This window comes from Acidovorax sp. Leaf160 (assembly GCF_001424265.1).
Lineage (GTDB): Bacteria > Pseudomonadota > Gammaproteobacteria > Burkholderiales > Burkholderiaceae_C > Paracidovorax.
The window spans coordinates 13,191-33,451 of record NZ_LMOV01000006.1 but is presented as its reverse complement, the minus strand read 5'-3'; the positions used below and the strand labels follow the sequence as shown (position 1 = coordinate 33,451).

The window sequence follows — 20,261 nt, the reverse complement described above, 5'->3', positions numbered from 1 at the left end:
AGCCCCGCATGTCCGTCAGCGACAACGATCTGATCCACGCCTGGAAGCAGGTGCTCACGCTGTCCCGGCTCGAGCCGGGCCAGACGGTCACCGTGCTCACCGGTGCCGACACGCATCCGCAGACGCTGCGCTGCGCGATCGCGGCTTCCAGCGACTTGGGCGCGCGCGTCAACCGGCTGGACCTTCCGCCCGTCAACGCCGAGAAATCGCTCAGCCGCGATTCCCTGGCCTACCTGGGCACCACGCCGTTGACCGGCAACCCCGCCGCCATCGCCGCGCTCAAGGCCAGCGACCTGGTGCTCGATCTCATGACCCTGCTGTTCTCGCCCGAACAGCACGAGATCCTGCAGACCGGCACCAAGATCCTGCTGGCCGTGGAGCCGCCCGAGGTGCTGTGCCGCCTGGTGCCCACCGAGGCCGACCGCGCGCGCGTGCGGGCCGCATCGAAGCGCATCGAGGCGGCCAAGCAGATGCACATCACCTCCGCAGCCGGCACCGACCTGCGCTGTGCCTTGGGCGAGTTCCCCGCCATCTGCGAATACGGCTTCGTGGACGAGCCTGGCCGTTGGGACCACTGGCCGAGCGGCTTCGTGCTGACCTGGCCCGATGAAGGCGGAAGTTACGGCCGCGTGGTGCTGGACCGCGGCGACATCCTGCTGCCCATGAAGGACTACGTGACCGATCCCATCGAGCTCACGATCGAGCGGGGCTACGTGACGCGCATCAGCGGCGGCCTGCAGGCCGAGATTCTCAAGGAGTACATGGCCTCCTACGAGGACCCGGAGGCCTATGCCGTCTCGCACGTGGGATGGGGCCTGCAGCCGCGCGCCCACTGGTCGATGCTGGCGCACTACAACAAGGAAACCCACATCGGCATGGACGCGCGCGCCTTCGAGGGCAACTTCCTCTGGTCCATGGGGCCCAACAACGAGGCCGGCGGCAGCCGCACCACCGCCTGCCACATCGACATTCCCATGCGCCACTGCACGGTGGCGCTGGACGGCACACCCGTGTTGATCGAAGGCGTGGTGCAGGACGAAGCAGGGCTGGCGCGCGCCGCCAAAAGATCGCCGCAAGGCAAGGACACCGCATGACGAATCCCACCACCAGCACCACCAGCACCACCAGCACCACCAGCACCACCAGCACCACCGCCGGAGCCCAGCACATCCCCGCCGGGGCCGTGCAGGGCGATATCTCCGCCTACGCCCGCCAGGGCTTCGGCACGCCGCTGCCGCTCAAGGCGCCCTTCGGGCTGCTGATCATCGACTTCGTCAACGGCTTCGCCGACCCGGCCGTGTTCGGCGGCGGCAACATTCCCGAGGCGATCGCCCGCACGCGCGGCCTGCTGGCCCATGCGCGCGAGCACGGCTGGCCCGTGGCGCACAGCCGCATCGTTTTCTCCGACGACGACGCGGACAGCAACATCTTCTGCCTGAAGGTGCCCGGCATGCTGACGCTGAAGGAGGACAGCCCCGCCAGCGCCATCGTTCCCGAGCTGGCCCCTGCCCCGGGCGAATACGTGGTGCGCAAGAGCACGCCTTCGGCTTTCTTCGGCACCATGCTCTCGCCCTGGCTGGCCCAGCGCGGCGTGCAGACGCTGCTGGTGGCCGGTTGCGTGACCAGCGGCTGCGTGCGCGCCAGCGTGGTCGATGCCATGCAGTCGGGCTTCCGCCCGCTGGTGGTGGCCGACTGCTGCGGCGACCGCGCCCTGGGCCCGCACGAGGCCAACCTGTTCGACATGGCGCAGAAGTACGCGGCCGTGATGCCCCTCGACCAGGCCCTGGCCGCCACCGACGCGCTCGCGCGCTGACACTTTCCGCCATGCCGGGCATGCATGATCGCGTGCCAGTGAGGAACGCCGCTCCATGACCCTGCTCCAGCCCCACGACCTGCACGCCCCGCTGCTGGATCGCCCCGACACCCTGCTGGTCGTGCGCCAGCCCGTGGCGCCTCCGAAACCGGCACCGGGGCAGCCGGGCTCGGGCACCGACTACGTCCAGGCCACGCCGGAGATCTTTGTGGCCGTGCTGGCAGACCCGGACGCGGAAGCGGGCTGGCGCGCCCTGGCCTTCAACGGCCACGTGGACCTGGGCACGGGCATCCGCACCGCGCTCGCGCAGATCGTGGCGGAAGAACTGGAAGTGCCTCTCGCCCGCCTAGAGATGGTGCTGGGCCACACGGCCGCATCGCCCAACCAGGGGCCGACCATCGCCAGCGCGAGCATCCAGATTTCCGCCGTGCCGCTGCGCCGCGCGGCCGCCCAGGCACGCGAGCAGCTGCTGGCGCTCGCCGCCGCGCAATGGGGCGTGGATGCCGGGAGCCTGCACGCACGCGATGGCCTCGTGCGTTTCACGGATGGCAGCGATGCGCGCACGCTCCCTTACGGCCAACTATTGCAGGGGCTCCAGGGACAGCGCCTGCACCTGCCGCTGGCGCCGCCCGAGCAGCCGGTGAAGCTCAAGCCCGCGAGCGAATACCGGCTGGTGGGCCGGGGGGCTGCGCGCGTGGACATTCCCGCCAAGGCCACCGGCGAGCTGAGCTTCGTGCATGACGTCCGCGTGCCCGGCATGCGCCACGGCCGCGTCGTGCGCCCGCCGCACCCGGGCCGCGACGGCGGCGATTTCATCGGCCACTGCCTCGTCGCGGTGGACCATGCCTCCGTTGCCCACCTGCCGGGCAACGTGCAGGTGGTCACCGAGGGCGACTTCGTCGGCGTGGTGGCCGACCGCGAAGAACAGGCCATCGCCGCCCTGCGCGCGCTACGCGTGCAATGGCGGCCCGTACCGCCCGCGCCCGATCTGCGCGACGTGGCCGGCGCGATCCGCGCGAACCCCGCGCGGCGCCGCGCGCTGGTGGACGAGGGCGACGTGGACGCCGCCTTCGCTGGCGCCCACACCGCCGTGGTGCTGCAGCGCAGCTACGTCTGGCCCTACCAGATGCATGCCTCCATCGGCCCCTCCTGCGCGGTGGCCGACTTTGATGGCGTGCGGCTCACCGTGTGGTCCGGCACGCAGAACCCGCACATGCTGCGCACCGACCTGGACCGGCTGCTGCGGCTGGGCGAGGACTGTATCGACATCGTGCGCCTGGAGGCCGCGGGTTGCTACGGCCGCAACTGCGCCGACGACGTGTGCGCCGACGCCGCCCTGCTCGCCATGGCCGTGGGCGCGCCGGTGCGCGTGCAGCTCACGCGCGAGCAGGAACACCAGTGGGAGCCCAAGGGCACGGGCCAGCTGATGGACGTGCGCGCGGCCATCGGCCACGATGGCAGCCTGCAGGCCTATGACTTCGCCGTGCGCTATCCCTCCAACGACGCGCCCCTGCTGGCCCTGCTGCTCACCGGCCGCGTGCCGGGCCAACCGCGCACGCTGGAGATGGGCGACCGCACCGCCGTGCCACCCTACCGCTACGCGCGCCGCCGCATCGCCTGCCACGACATGGCGCCGCTGGTGCGCTCCTCGTGGCTGCGCGGCGTGTCCGCCCTGCCCAATTCCTTCGCCCACGATTGCATGATTGACGAGCTGGCTCAGGCGGCCGGTGCCGACCCGGTGGACTACCGCATCCGCCACCTGGACGACCCGCGCGCCATCGCGCTGATCGACGCCACGGCCCGCCATGCCGGCTGGCAGCGCGGGCAGCCGGGCAGCCGGGGCCGGCCCGGCGCCCATGGCCTGCTGCACGGGCGCGGCGTGGCCTATGCGCGCTATGTGCACAGCCGCTTTCCCGGCTTCGGCGCGGCCTGGGCCGCGTGGGTCGTCGATATCGAGGTCGATCCGGCGAGCGGCCGCATCGCCGTGGGGCGCATCGTCGTCGGCCAGGACACGGGCATGATGGTCAACCCCGACGGCGTGCGCCACCAGATCCACGGCAACGTCATCCAGACCCTGAGCCGCAGCCTGCTGGAACGCGTCGCCTTCGACGACCAAGGTGTGGCCAGCCGCGAATGGGGCGGCTATCCCATCCTCGGCTTTCGCGACGTACCGCCCATCGAAGTCGTGCTGATGCCGCGCCAGGACGAGCCGCCCATGGGTGCCGGCGAATCCGCGTCGGTGCCGGGCCCCGCTGCGCTGGCCAACGCGCTGTTTGACGCCACAGGTCGGCGCTTCTACCAGGCCCCGTTCACACCGGAAGCCGTGCGCGCCGTACTCCACGGCTGACGGTGGAGTCCACTGATCTCGACAGCCTGGTACTCCGCACGGCGAACGAATGGCTGCAGGCTGGCACTCCCGCCTGGCTGGTGACCGTGGCGCGCACAGGCTGCCCGAGCTGCTCGAACCCTGCGCCCGGCGGCGCTGTGTGGAGCGCACACGGCTTCTGACCGTCGGCGGTGCGCTTCTGCGCCAGGCGCCGCAGTGCACCGCTCCGCACTGCGACGCCGAGCGCTTCGTAGCCTGCTTCGCGCCCGCTGCCCGCCCTGTCGTCCTCGGTGCGGGCGATACGGCGTTCCACGAGGGCCAGATCGCCCTGGGTGTCGGCTTCGATATCGTGTGGTGCGAACCGCGCCGAGGGCAAGCCGTGCAGGCGCTATCGGTTCGCGAAGCCATAGAGAGCGGCGACGCGAAGGGCTGCAGAAGCACTTGGGCATTTCGCAGGCTGCGGCCGACAGCCATGTCTGCCGCCCGCCTACAGTGCCACGGTGCGGGGAAAGCGACAGTGCACTGTCTCCATTTCATCCAAGGACGTTCCCATGAAGACCCAAGTCATCGCAGCCCTCTTCGCTTCCAGCTTTCTCCTGGGTGCCGGCGCCCAGGCCCAAGGCATGACGGGCGATCAGCACAAGGCCTCCAAGGCCCAGATCGAAGCGACCTACAAGTCGGACAAGGCGCAGTGCGACACCCTAAAGGACAACGCCAAGGACGTGTGCGAAAAGCAGGCCGAAGCCAAGGAAAAGCTGGCCAAGGCCGAACTGGAACAGCAGTACAAGCCCAGCGCATCCCACGCCCGCAAGGTGGCCGAAGTGCGTGCAGAAGGCATGTACGACGTCGCCAAGGAAAAGTGCGACGACCAGTCCGGCGATGCCAAGAATGCTTGCGAAAAGCAGGCGAAGGCTGACCACGAGAAGGCCAAGGCCGACATCAAGGCCACCAAGTATTGATTGACGGTACAGGGCGCCCAGCCGGGCCCCTGCCCTGAAAAGCAACAAGCCCCGCGGCAACGCGAGCAGAGCGCTCGGTGCCGCGGGGCTTGTTGCTTGGAGCGGGGCGGGCGAAAGGCCCGGCCAGGGCAGGCGCGCCGGCGCGCGATCCGCGATCCGCGATCCGCAAGCCCCAGCCGCTCAGTCCACGCTGGCGCCGGACTCCCGCACCACCTTGCCCCACTTGACCGATTCCTGCTGGATGAACGCGGCGAACTGCTCGGGCGTTTCGCCGGCCGTCTCGGCGCCCTGCTCATTGATCTTCTTCTTGATGTCGGGCTGTGCCAGCACCTTCACCAGGGCCTTGTTCAATTGGCCGACCACAGGCGCCGGAGTGGCGGCGGGCGCGAACATGCCGAACCACGAGGTGGCTTCGTAGCCGGGCACGCCGGCCTCGGCGATGGTCGGCACGTCGGGCAGCTCGGGCGAGCGCTTGGCGGTGGTGACGGCGATGGCGCGCAGCTTGCCCGAGCGCACGTGCTGGATGGCCGAGGGCATGTTGTCGAACATGATCGCGATCTGGTTGCCCAGCAGGTCGGTCACGGCCGGCGCGCTGCCCTTGTAGGGCACATGCTGCATGTCCACCTTGGCCATGCTCTTGAACAGCTCGCCCGACAGGTGGATGGAGCTGCCGCTGCCCGAGGAGCCGAAATTGATCTTGCCCGGGTTGGCCTTGGCATAGGCGATCAGCTCCTGCACCGTCTTGAAGGGCTGAGCGGGGTTGGCGACGAGCAGGTTGGGCACGTTGGCCACGCGGGTCAGCGGCGCGAAGTCCTTGACCGGATCGAACGGCATCTTCTTGTAGAGCGCCGCGTTGATGGCGTGCGTGCCCACCGTGCCCATGAAGAGCGTATAGCCGTCGGCCGCAGAGCGCGCCGCCGCCTGCCCGCCGATGTTGCCGCCCGCGCCGGCACGGTTGTCCACCACCACCGACTGGCCCAGTTCGGCCGTGAGGCCCTGGGCGATGATGCGCGCCAGGATGTCGGTGGTGCCGCCGGCCGCGAAGGGCACGATGATGGTGATCGGCTTGGTGGGGAAAGCCTGGGCGGCTGCAAGCGCGGGCCACAGGGCGCAGGCGGCAGCGGCGGCCAGCAGGCCGCGGCGGGATGTGAAATGGGCGATGGTCATGGTTGTCTCCTCAGGTCTCTGATGGATGGTGAATGAGGTGGAGGCGCTGCCGCCGCCTCATTCCTGCACGATGGACGACGGGTGGTTGGCCAGCGGCGTCACCTTGATCTCCATGTACGGGAACAGCGGCAGACCGCTCAGGATGGTGTGCAGCTCGTCGTTGCCGGACACGTCGAAGATGCTCACGTTGGCGTATTCGCCGACGACGCGCCACAGGTGGCGCCATTGGCCGTTGCGCTGCAGTTGCTGCGCATATTCCTTTTCCTTGCGCTTGATCTCGTCGGCCACTTCGGGGGCCAGCGTGGACGGGATGCGGACGGTCATTTCAGCCATGAACAGCATGGTTTGCTCCTTGGAAAAGAGAAAGTGGTGAAGAAGGCGAGGATGGAAACGGGAACGCGGTCAGAGAAGCGGCCAGACCAGCATGGTCACGGCGTAGATGGCGCCCACCAGCAGCATCGACACCACCGTGTAGCCCATGATGTCCTTGAGCTTGAGCTTGGACAGCGCCAGCGCCGGCAGGATCCAGAACGGCTGCACCAAATCGTTCCAGCCGTTGCCCAGCATCACCGACATGGCCGTCTGCGCCTGCGAGGCGCCGAGCGTGGTGGCCGCGTTGATCATGAACGGGCCCTGCAGCACCCAGTGGCCGCCGCCCGAGGGCGCGAAGAAGTTGATGACGAAGGAGCTGACCAGGCCCCAGAGCGGCAGCGTGGCGGCGGTGGAGATGTTCACGAAGACATGGGCAATCGATTCCACCAGCCCCGAGCCATGCATGATCGCCATGATCCCGGCGTAGAACGGGAACTGCAGGATGATCCCGCCGATGGTCTTCACGCCCTCGTTGACCTTCTCCACGTACTTCATCGGCGTGCCCAGCAGCAGCACGCCAAGGAACAGGATGAAGAAGTTGATCATGTTCAGGTCGAGGTTGCCGCCTTTCATGAAGTGCATGGCCACGTACGCCATGCCGCACAGGCCGATCAAGAGGCTCAGCACGCGGCTGTTGTTCAGGCGCCAAGCCAGCGTCTTCTCGTCGCCCAGCAACCCTTCGGCGCTGGCGGCGGGCTTCGCATCGGCCACGGTGGCCGGGTCCAGCTCGACGACCTTCTCGCCGGCCTTGGGGTGCATGGTGGCGTTCAGCAGCGGCAGCGCGATCAGCACGGCCAGGCTGGTCAGCAAAATGGGGGCGGAGAAGATCGTCTGCGTGAGCGGGATCAGCCCCATCGTGCCCTCGAAGGCATGGCCCTTGGTGGAGATGAGCACGGGGATCGTCGCCGAGAAGCCCAGGCTGTACATGGTGAAGCCGGTATAGGCCGCCGCGATGATGAGCGGGTAGTGCACGCCCTTCACTTTCAACGCCAGCTTGCGCGCCATGATGCCGCCGATCACGAGACCGAAGCCCCAGTTGAGGTAGCTGCCCACGCAGCCCACGATCGTCGCGACGATGATGGCCTGGCGCGGCGTGCTGACCCGCGCCGCGATGCGGTCGAGGGACCGGTCCACGATGGGCGCGGCCGCCAGCACGTAGCCCATCACCAGGATGACGGCCATCTGCGTGGTGAAGGCCAGCAGGCTCCAGAAACCCTTGCCCCAGTCCTGCACCACGGCATCGATGGGGCGGCTTTCCACACCGAAGGCGAGCGCCATGGTCAGCAGCGTGAGCAGGATCGCGAAGACGAACGGATCGGGCAGGTAGCGCCGCATCAGTTCGGTGAAGAAGGCGGTGATTTTCGACATGTGACTTGTCTCTTTGGTGTTGTGAGTTTTTGAGAAAGAGAGAGCGGGAAAAGGCGGCCGTCAGACCCCGGCGACACCAACGGTCATGCCGCCACACACGTACAGCACCTGACCCGTGACGAAGCCGCTGCGCGCATCGAGCAGATAGGAAACGGCATGCGCCACGTCATCTGGCGTGCCCACGCGCTTGACCGGCACCGCATCGATGATGGCCTGCGTGCGCGGCGCATCGGGCGGGTTGGCGCGATCGAACAGCTCGGTGCGGATGGGCCCCGGGCCGATGGCGTTGGCGGTGATGCCGTGGCGCCCCAGCTCCAGCGCCCACACGCGAGTCATGCCGATCAGGCCCGCCTTGGTGGCCGAATACGCCGTGCGCAGTTCCTTGCCCAGTGCGGCGCGGGAGGACATGTTCACGATGCGGCCGAAGCCCGCCGCCTGCATGCCGGGCAGCAGCGCCTGCATGCACTGCAGGCTGCAGCGCAGGTTCAGCGCCACGGCCAGGTCGAACTGCTCCAGCGTCTGCTCGGCCGCCTCGGCCGGCACGACGATGCCGACGTTGTTGACCAGCCGCGTGATCGGGCCGCCGGCCAGCGCCTGCTGCAGCGCGCGGGCGGTTTCCGCAGGGTTGGACAGATCCGCCTGGATGCCGCCGGGAACATGGTCCACGCTGCGGTCGATGACGACTGGCTCGTAGCCGTCGGCGCGGCAGCGCTCGGCCGTGGCCGCGCCGATGCCGGCGCCTCCGCCGGTGATGAGGACGCGTTCGCGTGCAGATGCCTGGGTCATGGTGAGGGTCCGTCGATCGAGGGGTTGGAGAAGGCGTTCACAGATAGCACTGGCCGGCCACATAGGCCTTGCGCCAGCGCGTGAGCGTCACGCGCTCGAACAGACCAGCGGCATGGAACGGGTCGGCTTCGATGAACCGCTGCGCCTCCTCGCGGGAATCCAGCGCCACCACGTAGAGGCCGCCGCCCAGGTCTGTGCCGTCGTCGTCCAGCTTGGCGCCGCAGGCCAGCAGCAACTCCTTGTGCCGATTCAGGAATTCGAGGTGTGCGGCGCGGTGGGCCTGGCGCACGTGCTGGTGGCCGGGCTTGTCGAAGGTTTCGATGATGTAGGGCATGGCGTGGCCTTCAGAAAGGAGAGGAACACACGGCGCAGCAGGCCGACGACCCGGGGCATCCCCCGAGGCCGGCTCGCTGCGTCACGACGGCAAAAAAAGAAACGGCTCAGACCGTGGCGACGGGCGTCACGGGCGAACCCACGGCGCCGGGCAGGTTCAGCGGTGGCGCGGTCAGCAAAAAGCGATGGCGGCCCTGGGCGCGCAGCCATTCGGCCAGCGGCGTGAGGTGCCACAGCTCGCCCAGGTGCACGCCCAGCTTGAAGAGGCAGTGCTCGTGCAGCGGCAGCGCCGCGCAGCACGCGGGCCCCGGGCGCGCAGGCAGCCCTTCGACGGCGTAGTTGTCGGCCGCGATGGCGGCGAGCTGGCTGTCGGTGATCCATTGCAGCAGCCGCTCGTCGCGGCCGTCCAGCACCGCGCAGGCGTTCTGCAGCACGGCCGGGTCAGGGTGGCGGCGCATGCCCAGCACCACGTCGGCAAAGCCCGTGTGCAGGCAGACGATGTCGCCCGGCTCCACCGCCACGCCGTCAGCCTCCAGCACGCGCATCAGCGTGTCGTAGCCCACCAGCGTGCGCGAATCGCCCAGGTGGGCGCGCAGGTCGATCATCACGCCGCGGCCTTGCACGCCGGTGCGGGCCATGTTCTCGATGCCCAGCGCATGCGCGGCCGAGGTGCTGGCGCCGGCCGCGCCCGGCGTGGCGGGCACACCCGTATCGTCCAGGTGCTGCGGCCCGACCACGTGGCGCCCGGCCGCATAGCCGTTGTAGTAAAGGGCCTCGGGCAGGCCGTCGCCGTTGGCGTCGAACATCGAGCCGGCATGCGCCAGACTGTCCCACTGCGTGGAGTACTGCAGGTACAGGATGGCCAGGTCGTCCGACATGACGTCGGTGCGCCCCGCGTCCAGTTCGGCCAGCAGGCAGTTGAAGTTGACCAGCCCCCTGCGCACCGTGGGCCGCAGCACGGGCGGATGGCGCGCCGGGTTGAGCGCGCTGCCGCCGGGGTAGTCCAGCGGCAGGCTGAGCGCGAAGCTCAAGCCCTCGCGCACTTCGGCCACGCCCTGGCGCACCTTCTCGGGCGTCAGCAGGTTCAGGCGGCCCAGCTGGTCGTCCGGACCGAAGTCGCCCCAGGTGGAACCTGCCGGGCGGTGCTTCCAGCGGGGTTGGGTGTGTGGAGGTTGTTCCATGGGCACGTTCCTAGACAGGCGCCACGAACCGCGCCAGCGCGGCGTCGAAGGCTTCGGGCGCCTCGAGGTTGGACAGGTGCGAGGCCGGCACTTCGGCCAGCTGCGCGCCCGCGATGGCAGCCTGCATGGCCTGCGCATCGGCCACGGTGGTGACCGGATCGGCGCTGCCGGCGATCAGCAGCGTGGGCACGGTGATGCCCCCGATGGCGCTGCGCAGGTCGGCCTGCGCCAGGGCTTCGCAGCAGGCGGCGTAGCCTTCGGGCGCAATGCCGGCGATCCAGCCCTGCGCACGCTGCACCACAGCGGGCTGCGCCGCGGCGAAGGCGGCCGTGAACCAGCGGCCCGGCGACGATGCCGCCAGTTCGGCCATGCCGGCCGCGCCCGTGTCGCGCACCAGGGCGGCCCGCGACGTCCAGCCCTCTGCCGTGCCGATCTTGGCTGCGCTGTTCGCCACCACGAGATGGTTCAGCCGTCCGGGTGCATGCACACCCAGCCAGAGGCCGGTGAAGCCGCCCATCGAGATACCGCAGAAGCTCGCGCGCTCGATGCCCAGCGCATCCAGCAGCGCCAGCACGTCGCCGCCCAGTTGGTCGAAGGTGTAGGGGCCGGGCGACACCACGCTGCCGCCGTGGCCGCGCGTGTCGTAGCGCAGCACGCGATGGGTCTGGGCGAAGCGCGCGGCCTGCGCGTCCCACATCTCGAGCGTGGTGCCGAGCGAGTTGGACAGCACCAGCACCGGTGCGTCGGCGGGGCCGTCCAGGCGCACGCAGAACGCGCCACCCGGGGTCTGGAGGGTCGTGGTGGACACAGGCTTTCCTTCTGGTTGGCAGGCGGCGCGGTCAGACGCGCTCGAGGATCACGGCGATGCCCTGCCCCACGCCGATGCACATGGTGCAGAGCGCGTAGCGGCCGGCATGTTCGTGCAGCCGGTTGACGGCGGTGGTCACCAACCGGGCGCCGCTGGCGCCCAGCGGGTGGCCCAGGGCGATGGCGCCGCCCCAGGCGTTGACCCGGGCGTCGTCGTCCTTCAGGCCCAATGCGCGCAGCACGGCCAGGCCCTGCGCGGCGAAGGCTTCGTTCAGCTCGATCACGTCCACGTGGTCGATGGTCAGCCCCGTCTGCGCCAGCACCTTCTGGGTGGCGGGCGTGGGGCCGAAGCCCATGATGCGCGGCGCCACGCCAGCCGTGGCCATGCCCACCACGCGGGCACGGGGCTTCAGGCCGTATCTGGCGGCGTTGGCTTCATCGGCCAGCAGCAGCGCGCAGGCGCCGTCGTTCACGCCGCTGGCATTGCCGGCGGTCACCGTGCCGTCCGGCCGCACCACGCCCTTGAGCTTGGCCAGCGCCTCCAGGCTGGTCGAGCGCGGGTGCTCGTCCTGGCTCACCACGATGGCGTCGCCCTTCTTCTGCGGGATGGTGACGGGCACGATCTCGCGCGCCAGATGGCCGGCCTCGATGGCCGCCACGGCGTTGAGCTGGCTGGCGAGAGCCATGCGGTCCTGCGCCTCGCGCTCGATGCCGAAGTCGGTGGCCACGTTCTCGGCCGTCTCGGGCATCGAATCGACGCCGTACTGCGCCTTCATCAGCTTGTTGATGAAGCGCCAGCCGATGGTGGTGTCGTACACCGCGTTGTTGCGGCTGAAGGCCGTTTCCGCCTTCGGCATGACGAACGGTGCGCGGCTCATGCTTTCCACGCCGCCCGCGATCATCAGGCCGGCCTCGCCCGCCTTGATGGCACGCGCCGCCGTGCCCACCGCGTCCAGGCCCGAGCCGCACAGGCGGTTGATGGTGGCGCCGGGCACGTCGATGGGCAGGCCGGCCAGCAGCGCGCTCATGCGGGCCACGTTGCGGTTGTCTTCGCCGGCCTGGTTGGCGCAGCCGTAGAGCACGTCGGTCACGGCCGCCCAGTCCACGCCGGGGTTGCGGTCCATCAGCGCCTTGATGGGGATGGCGCCCAGGTCGTCGGTACGCACGCTGGACAGCGCGCCGCCATAGCGGCCGAAGGGCGTGCGGATGGCGTCGCAGATGAAGGCTTGGGATGCGTTGGGGGTCATTGGGAGTCTCCGGTGGGTTTCAGACGCGGCCGATGGGCAGGCCGACGAGGCGTTCGAGTTCGGCATGCTCTAGCCCCGGTACGGTGTCGATCAGCACCAGGCCGTCCGGCGTGCAGGCCAGGGTGGCCAGGTCACTGTAGATGCGCTTGACGCAGCCGATGCCGGTCAGCGGATAGGAGCACTGCGCCACGACCTTGGACTGGCCCTGCTTGGTCAGCAGGTCCATCATCACCCAGGTCTGCTTGGCGCCGATGGCCAGGTCCATCGCGCCGCCCACGGCGGGAATGGCGCCGGGCTCGCCCGTGCTCCAGTTGGCCAGGTCGCCCGTGGCACTGACCTGGAAGGCGCCCAGCACGCAGATGTCCAGATGGCCGCCGCGCATCATGGCGAAGCTGTCGGCATGGTGGAAGTAGGCGCCGCCCGCCAGCAGCGTGACCGGCTGCTTGCCGGCGTTCGTCAGGTCGTAGTCCTCATCGCCCGCGGCCGGCGCCGGGCCCATGCCCAGGATGCCGTTCTCGCTGTGCAGGATCACCTCGCGGTCGGCCGGGATGTGGTTGGCCACCAGGGTCGGCTGGCCGATGCCCAGGTTGACGTAGGCCCCCTCGTGGATGTCTTGCGCAACGCGGCGGGCCACGTCGTCCTTGCTTCTCTTTTGATAGCTGCTCACGCTGACTCCTTGGGCGCTGGAGGCCATTTTGACTGTGATTTCCGGGTGCGGGCGAGGCTTCAGGCGGCTTTCTTGAAGCCGGCCGCCTGGGTCGCCGTGCGCTCGATGCGCACGATCTGGCTGACGTGGATGCCCGGCGTGACGATGGCCTCGGGGTCCAGCCCGCCCAGCTCCACGATCTCGTGGACGGTGGCGATGGTGCGCCGCGCCGCAGTGGCCATCACCGGGCCGAAGTTGCGCGCCGACTTGCGGTAGGTGAGGTTGCCCCAGCGGTCGCCGCGCTCGGCCTTGATCAGTGCTACGTCGCCGTGGATGGGGTACTCCAGCACATAGTGGCGCCCGTTGATCTCGCGCGTTTCCTTGCCCTGGGCCAGGTCGGTGCCATAGGCCGTGGGGCAGAAGAACGCGCCGATGCCGGCACCGGCGGCGCGCATGCGCTCGGCCAGGTTGCCCTGGGGCACGAGTTCCAGCTCCAGCTTGCCGCTGCGGTAGAGCTCGTCGAACACCCAGCTGTCGGCCTGGCGCGGAAAGCTGCAGATGATCTTGCGCACCTGGCCGGCCTTGAGCAGCGCGGCCAGGCCCGTGTCGCCATTGCCGGCGTTGTTGTTGACCACCGTCAGATCGCGCGCGCCGTGGGCGATCAGGCCGTCGATGAGTTCACCCGGAATGCCCGAGGTGCCGAAGCCGCCGATCAGCACCGTGGAGCCATCCCGGATGCCTGCCAGCGCCTCTGCTATCGAATCCGCAATCTTGTTGATCATGTGCCTGCCCGACTGGAAGTGAAAATCCGGGGCCTGCAACACTGCTGCCCCGAAAGAATTTGTTCGCATATAGAACAAATGTTCGCATAAAGAATTTTAGAATGGATCGCCATGGATGACACCCCCTCTGATCTCAGTGTTAACCCGAAGCCGGGCGACAGCTATGTGCAGTCGTTCGCGCGTGGGCTGGAGGTGATCCGCTCCTTCAGCGCCGCCGCGCCGCAGCAGACCCTGAGCGAGGTGGCCGCAGCCACCGGCCTCACGCGCGCCGGCGCGCGGCGCATCCTGCTCACGCTGCAGACGCTGGGCTACGTGGAAAGCGACGGCCGGCTGTTCTGCCTCACGCCGCGCATCCTCGACCTGGGTTTCGCCTACCTGTCGTCGATGCCGATCTGGGACCTGGCCGAGCCGGTGATGGAAGCGCTGGTGGACCGGGTGCACGAGTCGTGCTCGGCCGCGGTGCTGGACGGCCACGAGATCGTCTACGTGCTGCGCGTGCACACCCACAAGATCATGAGCACCAACCTGGGCGTGGGCTCGCGCCTGCCGGCGTTCTGGACGTCGCTCGGCCGCGTGCTGCTGGCGGCCCTGCCCGAGGACGACATGCGCGCCCGGCTGGCGCAGGTGCCCCGCCACGCGTTCACGCCCCACACGGCGCTGGACGACGCGACCCTGCTGGCGCGCATCGCCGAGGCACGCCAACAGGGCTGGTGCCTGGTCAACCAGGAACTGGAAGAGGGGCTGATCTCCATCGCCGCGCCGCTGAAGAACCGCGCAGGCCACACGGTGGCGGCGCTCAACATCAGCGGCCAGGCCAACCGCACCAGCGCGCAGATGATGCAGGAGCAGCTGCTGCCTGCGCTGCTGGAGGCCTCGCAGGCGATCTCGCGCACGCTGGGCACGCGGCGGCGGTAGCGCTGGCGGGGCCTGCCGCACCTCCCTGCCCCGGCTGCGCTGGCTGCGCTGGCTGCCTCTCAGCCGTCGATCGGCAGAACCCGGTCGCCCGCCGCTGGCACGCAGCCCTCCGCGATGGGCGTCCAGCCGCGCCGCACCACCACCTGCCGGCCGTCGTGGCAGAACTCGGTGCGCTCGGCCCCGGGCAGCCGCTGGCGCACGAAGGCTTCCAGGCTGGCGGGCAGGCTCACGTGCAGCTGCATTGCATAGCGGTCTTCTTCCGGATGGTCGCGCAGATGGATCAGCGGCACGAAGCCGGCGGCGAACATCAGCCAGTGCGAATCGACGGGCACGGGGGCCGGCGCATAGCCTGCGGTGCGCAACCACTGCTGCGCCCGGGCGCGCAGGTCGTCCCCGTCCGGCAGATCGCCCCAGGCGGTCACCAGCATTTCGGCCACCCACTGGTTGCAGTTCTGGTAGTCCTGCCCGAAGGCGTAGGCGTTGGCGCTGTAGCGGGCCGACAGCAGCCGCAGCGCGCGGGGCGTGTCCAGCAGCGCGGCGCGCACCTGGGCCGCGGTTTCCCCCGTCAGGGGCACCAGGGAGACGTAGCCTTGGGAAGGGTCGTCCACGCCCATGACGAAACCGGCCAGGCCCTGGTCATACAGGCGCGGGCGACCTTCGTCGCAGGCGTAGTAGAGCTGGCGCGCCTGCCAGGCGCCCTGCTCGTCCCGCCAGGCCAGGGCCGCGTGCGAATAGCGGATGCCGAACCGGGACAGGTCGAGCCCCGCCCGGCTGATGAGCACCACCGGCGCCGCCGTCCCGGCCAGCGCGGCGCGCACCACGCCGGTGAACTGCAGCAGCCGGGCCTGCTCGGGCGCCGTCAGCGGCTGGCTGCGGCCGCAAAAGGCCGGGCCGCCGGCCTGGGCCGGGGCCGACAGCGCCGCGCAGACCGCGACGCCCAGCGCTGCGGCCCAGCGGCCTGCACGGCGCCAGAGGCCGCATCGCGCCCCGCTCACGAGGCGCGGTCCACCCGGCGCGGCTCCAGTTCGCGGTGCCAGTCGTCCGCCAGCACCAGGAAGAACGCCTCGCGCGTATCGGCGCGGGCGAATTCCATGCCCCAGTCGCGCTCGGCGGCGTGGATGGCATCGCCCGGGGCCAGGCGCTGGGGCGTGAACACGGCGGCCGGCAACTCCAGCACCAGGCGCTGGGCGGGCGCGGCCTCCATGGTCACGCGCACGAAGCCGGCGCGGCCGGGCGCTTCGGCCACGTCGGTGATGCGGTAGTCGGCGTCGGCGCTCTTGCGGTCGCCGCCGCTCGAGCTGTTGCTGGAGCCCTTGAGCGAGTCGGAAGCGCTGCCGCTGGAGGCAGACCCCGCGCTGGAGGCGGACGAGGCGAAGCTGTCGGCCTGCGCGGCGAGGGGCAGGCACAGCGCGGCGGCCAGGCCCAGGGCGAGGCGGAAGTGGGGAGAAAGCGACATGGATCGGCAGGTTTCTGGAATCGGGACGTTATTGTTGACGCAATGGCCGGCCCGCCGGAAGAGTCGCCTGGGTTCGCGCAACCCGCGTGCTACGCTCATCGATCCATGTTCAACCCTTCCCAAGCCGACGTACGGCGCTTCTTCTGCGCGGTGCACGCCAAGAGCCAGGCCGGCGCACCGATGGAGGCCATCGAGACCCTGGCCAGCCTGTGGATCGCCGAACACCCGGAATACCACGCCGACCTGGCGGACGTGAATGCCGCCCTGGCGCGCAACTACGACGAGACACCGGGCCAGACCAACCCCTTCCTGCACCTGTCGATGCACCTGTCCATCAGCGAGCAGTGCAGCATCGACCAGCCGCGCGGCATCCGCCAGGCGGTGGAGCTGCTGGCCGCACGGCTCGATTCGCTGCACGACGCCCACCATGCCGTGATGGACTGCCTGGGCGAGATGCTCTGGCAGAGCCAGCGTTCGGGCCGCCCGCCGGACGGCGAGGCCTACGTCGCCTGCGTGCAGCGGCGCGCCACCCGGGACTGACGCCAGCCCCGGCATTCCACTGAGTCAATTGCTATTATATTTATAGCATAATGTCCTTACAGATAGAGCGCCGGAGGCGTATTTGACTCAAATTCTCTGCGCTTTCCCACTGGTCCAGACGCCCCCGTGCCCGGGCGCCGACCGCCGCTGAATGCCGCGCCGCTGGCAGCCTTCCCTGCGCGCGGCCATCGCGGTGCCGCTGGCGCTGCTGTTCGGCGTCACCGTGGCCCTGCTGGCGCTCAGCCAGCACCGGCAGATCAACGACCTCATCGACCAGGAAGGCGCTCGGCTGCTGAGCGCCATCACAGCGTCTTCGCAGATCCGGCTGGCGGCCTATCTGGAGACGCCCTACCAGGTGCAGCGCACGCTGGCCGACACCATCAGCCGCCAGCGGCTCCAGCGGCCTGGCGATGCGAGCGCCGTGGCGGCCTATCTGCGCAGCGTGTTCCCGGGGCGCTACAGCGAATTCGCACAGATCGGCCTGCTCGGATTCGGCGGCCGCGACGACGCCTATGCCGCCGTGCGGCGCGACGACGCCTTCCGGCTCATCCTGCAGGACCGCTCCACCGGCGGGCTGATGCACATCCACGAAGGCCTGGAGACCACCACCGCCGTCACCAGTGCGCTGGCCGGCTTCCAGCCCAGCCAGCGGCCGTGGTACACCGCCGCCCTGCACGCGGGGAAGACGGCCTGGTCGCCCATCTACACCTCCGCCAGCCGGCAGGGCGACGTCATCATCTCGGCCGCCACGCCGGTGGTGGTCGATGGCGAGACGGTCGGGGTGGTGGGCGCCGACGTCCGGCTCGACTCGCTGCAGCGGTTCCTGCACGCCGAACCCCTGCGCGGCCACGGCAGCCTGTTCATCGCCGAGGCCGACGGCACACTGGTCGCGCAGAGCCACCCGTCGCCCATCGTGGGCGAGCGCGGCGGCAGCTCGCAGCTGTCGCCCCGCACCCGCCTGCATGCCCATCAAAGCGCCGATCCGCTGGTGCGGGCGGCGGCCACGCACCTGGACCCGGTCGGTGCCGAAGGCCACAGCTTCCGTCTGGTGCAGGGCAACGCGCTCTACTTCGGCCGCGTGTCGGCCTTCACCGCCGGGCCGGGCCTGGACTGGCGCATCGTCGTGCTGCTGCCCGAGGCCGACCTGCTGGGCGACGCGCGGGAGCGGCTGGGCCACTGGACGCTCGCCGCAGTGCTGGGCGCGCTGATCGCGCTGCTGGCGGCGCTCTGGGCGGTGCAGCGGGTGTCGCGCCCCATCCTGCAGACCGCGCAGGCCGCCGACCGGCTGGCCCAGGGCGACTGGTCGACCGCCTCCGAGCTGCTGGCCCGGCCGCACGAGGGGTTGCGCGAAACCGCCGTGCTGTCGCGCGCCTTCCAGCGCATGGCGGCCCAATTGCGGCACTCGTTCGAGCAGCTGCAGGACCAGCTGCGCACCGACCCGCTGACCGGCGTGCTGACCCGCCGCGGGCTGCTGGAGCGCGCCGACTGGCCGGACGAGCGGGCCGCAGCCCTCACGCTGGTCGGGCTGGATGCGTTCCGCTCCGTCAACCACGGCGTGGGCTTTGCCACCGCCAACCAGCTGCTGCACGCCGTCGCCGCACGCCTGAGCGCGCGCCTGCCCGAGCCGCTGCTGATCGCGCGGGTGTCCGGCGACGAGTTCGCCATCCTGCACCTGGGCGTGGACGGACTGTCGCAGCAGGCGATCGGCAAGGCGGTGCAAAAGCTCTTTGCCACCCCGTTCTCCGCAGGCGAGGACGAACTGCTGCTGAGCGCCTCGGTCGGGGTGGTCGGCGGCACGCTGCGGGGCGCCGATCTGCCCGAATGGCTGCGCCAGGCCAGCGTGGCGCTGGGCGAGGCCAAGCAGGCCGGCCGCGACCAGTGCGTGGTGTTCGACGCTCCGATGATGGAGCTGTCCCTCCAGCGGGGCCGGCTGGTGACGGAGTTGCGGCAGGCGCTGGACCGGCAGCAGCTGGTGCTGCACTACCAACCGCTGATCGACCTGGCGAGCGGCCGGGTCACCGGCGCCGAAGCCCTGGTGCGGTGGAACCATCCGCTGCGCGGGCTGGTGTCGCCCGCGGCATTCATTCCGGCGGCAGAGGAATCGGGGTTGATCCTGCCCCTGGGCGAATGGGTGCTGCGCACGGCAACGCAGGCCGTGGCCGAACGCCTGGGCTCGCTGCCGCCCGATTTCAACCTGCACGTGAACGTGTCGGTGCGGCAGCTGATCCAGTCCGACTTCACCACCCGCGTGCGGCAGGCGCTGCGCACCAGCGGGCTGCCGCCGGGGCAGCTGACGCTGGAGCTGACCGAGTCGCAGCGCATCAGCGACGGGGACAGCGGCACGCGGGCGCGGCTCACGGCCCTGCGCGCCCTGGGCGTGAAGATCGCCATCGACGATTTCGGCACGGGCTATTCGTCGCTCACCTACCTGACCGATCTGCCCTTCGACTCCCTGAAGATGGACCAGCGCTTTGTGCGGTCGCTGCTGCAGACGCCGCGCGACGCCGCCATCGTGGAGTCGGTGCTGAGCCTGGCGCGGGGCCTCGGCGTCACGGTGGTGGCCGAAGGCGTGGAAACGCAGGCCCAGGCCAGCCGGCTGCGCGCGCTGCAGTGCGATGCGGCGCAGGGGTTCTGCTTCGGCCATCCGGTGCCGCTGCCCGAACTGGATCTGTCGGTGCGCACGATCGGCCTCGCCGATGAGGGGGCGCCGTCTGCAGAAGACCCCGCGCCCCGCACCGCAGCAACGGCCCCCGCGGCCGCGCCGAACGACGGGCAGGCATGAAAAAGGCCCGGAGGTCCGGGCCTGGAGAGCGAGTGGGAAAGGGAGTGAGTGAACGAATGGGGGCGTGCGCGACGCCCTGCGCCATCAGCGTCAGCGGAACGGCGACTGCCGCACGACCTGCAGATCGCCGTCGAGCGAACCGATGTAGCCCGCCATCGCCTTCAATTCGGCATTGGTAAATTGCTTGGCGACGCCCGCCATGATGGCGTTGGAGCGGCCCAGGTTGGGGTTCTTCTCGGCCTTGTACGACTTGAGCGCCACATAAAGATAGTCGGCATGCTGGCCGGCGATCTTGGGGTAGGACGGGTCGATGGGCTTGGCGAAGTTGTCGCCGTGGCAGGAGACGCAGGCACCCTTTTGCAGCAGGGCGGCCACCTGCACGCTGGGCTCGCGGCGGGGCTTGGAAGGAACCTCCGGCGCGGCGCCCGGAGCGCGGTGCGCGGCGTAGTAGGCGGAGACGTCGGCGATGTCCTGCTCGGTGAGCGAATCGGCCACGCCGCGCATGGTGGGGTGGCGGCGGTCGCCCTTCTTGTAGGCGTCGAGCGCCGAGGAGAGATAGCGTGCGCTCTGGCCGGAGATCATGGGCACGCGGTGGACTTCGGGAAAGCTGGCCTGATAGCCTGGAATGCCGTGGCAGCCGATGCACATGGCGATCTTCTTCTCACCGGCCTGGGCGTCGCCCTTGATCTCCTGCGCGAACGCCGCACCGGTCGCACAAGCGACAAGCATGCCCAATACCGTGGTCCGTATTTTGTTCATTTTGCGCGCACAATCCCGTGGT

At 69.7% G+C, this 20,261-nt stretch carries 20 protein-coding genes; 7 read left to right on the top strand and 13 right to left on the bottom strand.

Annotated elements, in window-relative coordinates:
- Positions 1-8: 8 nt before the first annotated feature.
- From ASF94_RS04630 to ASF94_RS04615, 4 genes are all read left to right on the top strand, one after another.
- On the top strand, positions 9-1,094 hold the full coding sequence (locus ASF94_RS04630) for a hypothetical protein (RefSeq protein ID WP_056662295.1): 1,086 nt from the start codon (positions 9-11) through the stop codon (positions 1,092-1,094).
- A complete protein-coding gene (locus tag ASF94_RS04625; protein ID WP_056662293.1) occupies positions 1,091-1,813 on the top strand; it encodes an isochorismatase family protein in 723 nt (240 codons plus the stop codon). Before ASF94_RS04630 ends, ASF94_RS04625 begins: the two co-directional genes overlap by 4 nt.
- Before the next feature lie 55 nt (positions 1,814-1,868).
- The gene (locus ASF94_RS04620) at positions 1,869-4,160 is read left to right on the top strand and encodes a molybdopterin cofactor-binding domain-containing protein (RefSeq protein ID WP_056662290.1); all 2,292 of its coding nucleotides are present in this window, start codon (positions 1,869-1,871) and stop codon (positions 4,158-4,160) included.
- Positions 4,161-4,690: 530 nt separating this feature from the next.
- Positions 4,691-5,098, top strand: coding sequence for a hypothetical protein (locus ASF94_RS04615; protein ID WP_056662287.1), 408 nt, complete (start codon positions 4,691-4,693; stop codon positions 5,096-5,098).
- 180 nt (positions 5,099-5,278) lie between these two features.
- Here the strand turns inward: ASF94_RS04615 and ASF94_RS04610 are convergent, their stop codons facing one another.
- The 10 genes from ASF94_RS04610 to ASF94_RS04565 all read right to left on the bottom strand — a co-directional run bounded on the left by ASF94_RS04610 (position 5,279) and on the right by ASF94_RS04565 (position 13,787).
- The gene (locus ASF94_RS04610) at positions 5,279-6,265 is read right to left on the bottom strand and encodes a tripartite tricarboxylate transporter substrate binding protein (RefSeq protein WP_056662284.1); all 987 of its coding nucleotides are present in this window, start codon (positions 6,263-6,265) and stop codon (positions 5,279-5,281) included.
- Positions 6,266-6,322: 57 nt separating this feature from the next.
- A complete protein-coding gene (gene catC, locus ASF94_RS04605; protein ID WP_056662281.1) occupies positions 6,323-6,607 on the bottom strand; it encodes a muconolactone Delta-isomerase in 285 nt (94 codons plus the stop codon).
- 60 nt (positions 6,608-6,667) lie between these two features.
- Positions 6,668-8,005 carry a short-chain fatty acid transporter gene (locus ASF94_RS04600; RefSeq protein WP_056662278.1) on the bottom strand — a complete coding sequence of 446 codons (1,338 nt, stop codon included), beginning with the start codon at positions 8,003-8,005 and terminating at the stop codon, positions 6,668-6,670.
- A gap of 60 nt (positions 8,006-8,065) precedes the next feature.
- Positions 8,066-8,791 (bottom strand): SDR family oxidoreductase, encoded by a 726-nt coding sequence (locus tag ASF94_RS04595; protein WP_056662276.1) that lies wholly within the window; start codon positions 8,789-8,791, stop codon positions 8,066-8,068.
- A gap of 37 nt (positions 8,792-8,828) precedes the next feature.
- Positions 8,829-9,125 (bottom strand): YciI family protein, encoded by a 297-nt coding sequence (locus ASF94_RS04590; RefSeq protein ID WP_056662274.1) that lies wholly within the window; start codon positions 9,123-9,125, stop codon positions 8,829-8,831.
- 106 nt (positions 9,126-9,231) lie between these two features.
- Positions 9,232-10,305, bottom strand: a complete 1,074-nt coding sequence (locus tag ASF94_RS04585; protein WP_056662273.1) for a cyclase family protein — start codon at positions 10,303-10,305, stop codon at positions 9,232-9,234.
- A 10-nt stretch (positions 10,306-10,315) separates the two neighbouring features.
- Positions 10,316-11,113, bottom strand: a complete 798-nt coding sequence (gene pcaD, locus ASF94_RS04580) for a 3-oxoadipate enol-lactonase (RefSeq protein ID WP_056662270.1) — start codon at positions 11,111-11,113, stop codon at positions 10,316-10,318.
- Between the two features lie 31 nt (positions 11,114-11,144).
- Complete coding sequence (gene pcaF, locus ASF94_RS04575) at positions 11,145-12,359, bottom strand: 3-oxoadipyl-CoA thiolase (RefSeq protein ID WP_056662267.1); 1,215 nt, start codon at positions 12,357-12,359, stop codon at positions 11,145-11,147.
- Positions 12,360-12,378: 19 nt separating this feature from the next.
- A complete protein-coding gene (locus tag ASF94_RS04570) occupies positions 12,379-13,026 on the bottom strand; it encodes a 3-oxoacid CoA-transferase subunit B (RefSeq protein WP_056662418.1) in 648 nt (215 codons plus the stop codon).
- Positions 13,027-13,085: 59 nt separating this feature from the next.
- Complete coding sequence (locus ASF94_RS04565) at positions 13,086-13,787, bottom strand: 3-oxoacid CoA-transferase subunit A (RefSeq protein WP_056662265.1); 702 nt, start codon at positions 13,785-13,787, stop codon at positions 13,086-13,088.
- Between the two features lie 111 nt (positions 13,788-13,898).
- Between ASF94_RS04565 and ASF94_RS04560 the strand changes: the two genes are divergently transcribed.
- Positions 13,899-14,702 carry an IclR family transcriptional regulator gene (locus ASF94_RS04560; RefSeq protein ID WP_056662262.1) on the top strand — a complete coding sequence of 268 codons (804 nt, stop codon included), beginning with the start codon at positions 13,899-13,901 and terminating at the stop codon, positions 14,700-14,702.
- Between the two features lie 59 nt (positions 14,703-14,761).
- Here ASF94_RS04560 and ASF94_RS04555 read toward each other — a convergent pair whose 3' ends face one another.
- Together ASF94_RS04555 and ASF94_RS04550 are read right to left on the bottom strand one after the other, a co-directional pair.
- On the bottom strand, positions 14,762-15,697 hold the full coding sequence (locus ASF94_RS04555) for a DUF2145 domain-containing protein (protein ID WP_056662258.1): 936 nt from the start codon (positions 15,695-15,697) through the stop codon (positions 14,762-14,764).
- Entirely contained in the window at positions 15,694-16,158 is a 465-nt protein-coding gene (locus ASF94_RS04550) for a hypothetical protein (RefSeq protein WP_056662255.1), read from the bottom strand. The genes ASF94_RS04555 and ASF94_RS04550 overlap by 4 nt, the downstream gene beginning before the upstream one ends.
- A gap of 105 nt (positions 16,159-16,263) precedes the next feature.
- Between ASF94_RS04550 and ASF94_RS04545 the strand changes: the two genes are divergently transcribed.
- Both ASF94_RS04545 and ASF94_RS04540 read left to right on the top strand, forming a co-directional pair.
- A complete protein-coding gene (locus ASF94_RS04545) occupies positions 16,264-16,698 on the top strand; it encodes a DUF1841 family protein (protein WP_056662253.1) in 435 nt (144 codons plus the stop codon).
- Positions 16,699-16,849: 151 nt separating this feature from the next.
- Positions 16,850-19,480, top strand: a complete 2,631-nt coding sequence (locus ASF94_RS04540) for an EAL domain-containing protein (RefSeq protein WP_082492988.1) — start codon at positions 16,850-16,852, stop codon at positions 19,478-19,480.
- Between the two features lie 90 nt (positions 19,481-19,570).
- On the opposite strand, the gene ASF94_RS04535 is transcribed toward ASF94_RS04540, so the two are convergent.
- The gene (locus tag ASF94_RS04535; protein WP_056662250.1) at positions 19,571-20,239 is read right to left on the bottom strand and encodes a cytochrome c; all 669 of its coding nucleotides are present in this window, start codon (positions 20,237-20,239) and stop codon (positions 19,571-19,573) included.
- Positions 20,240-20,261: the final 22 nt, after the last annotated feature.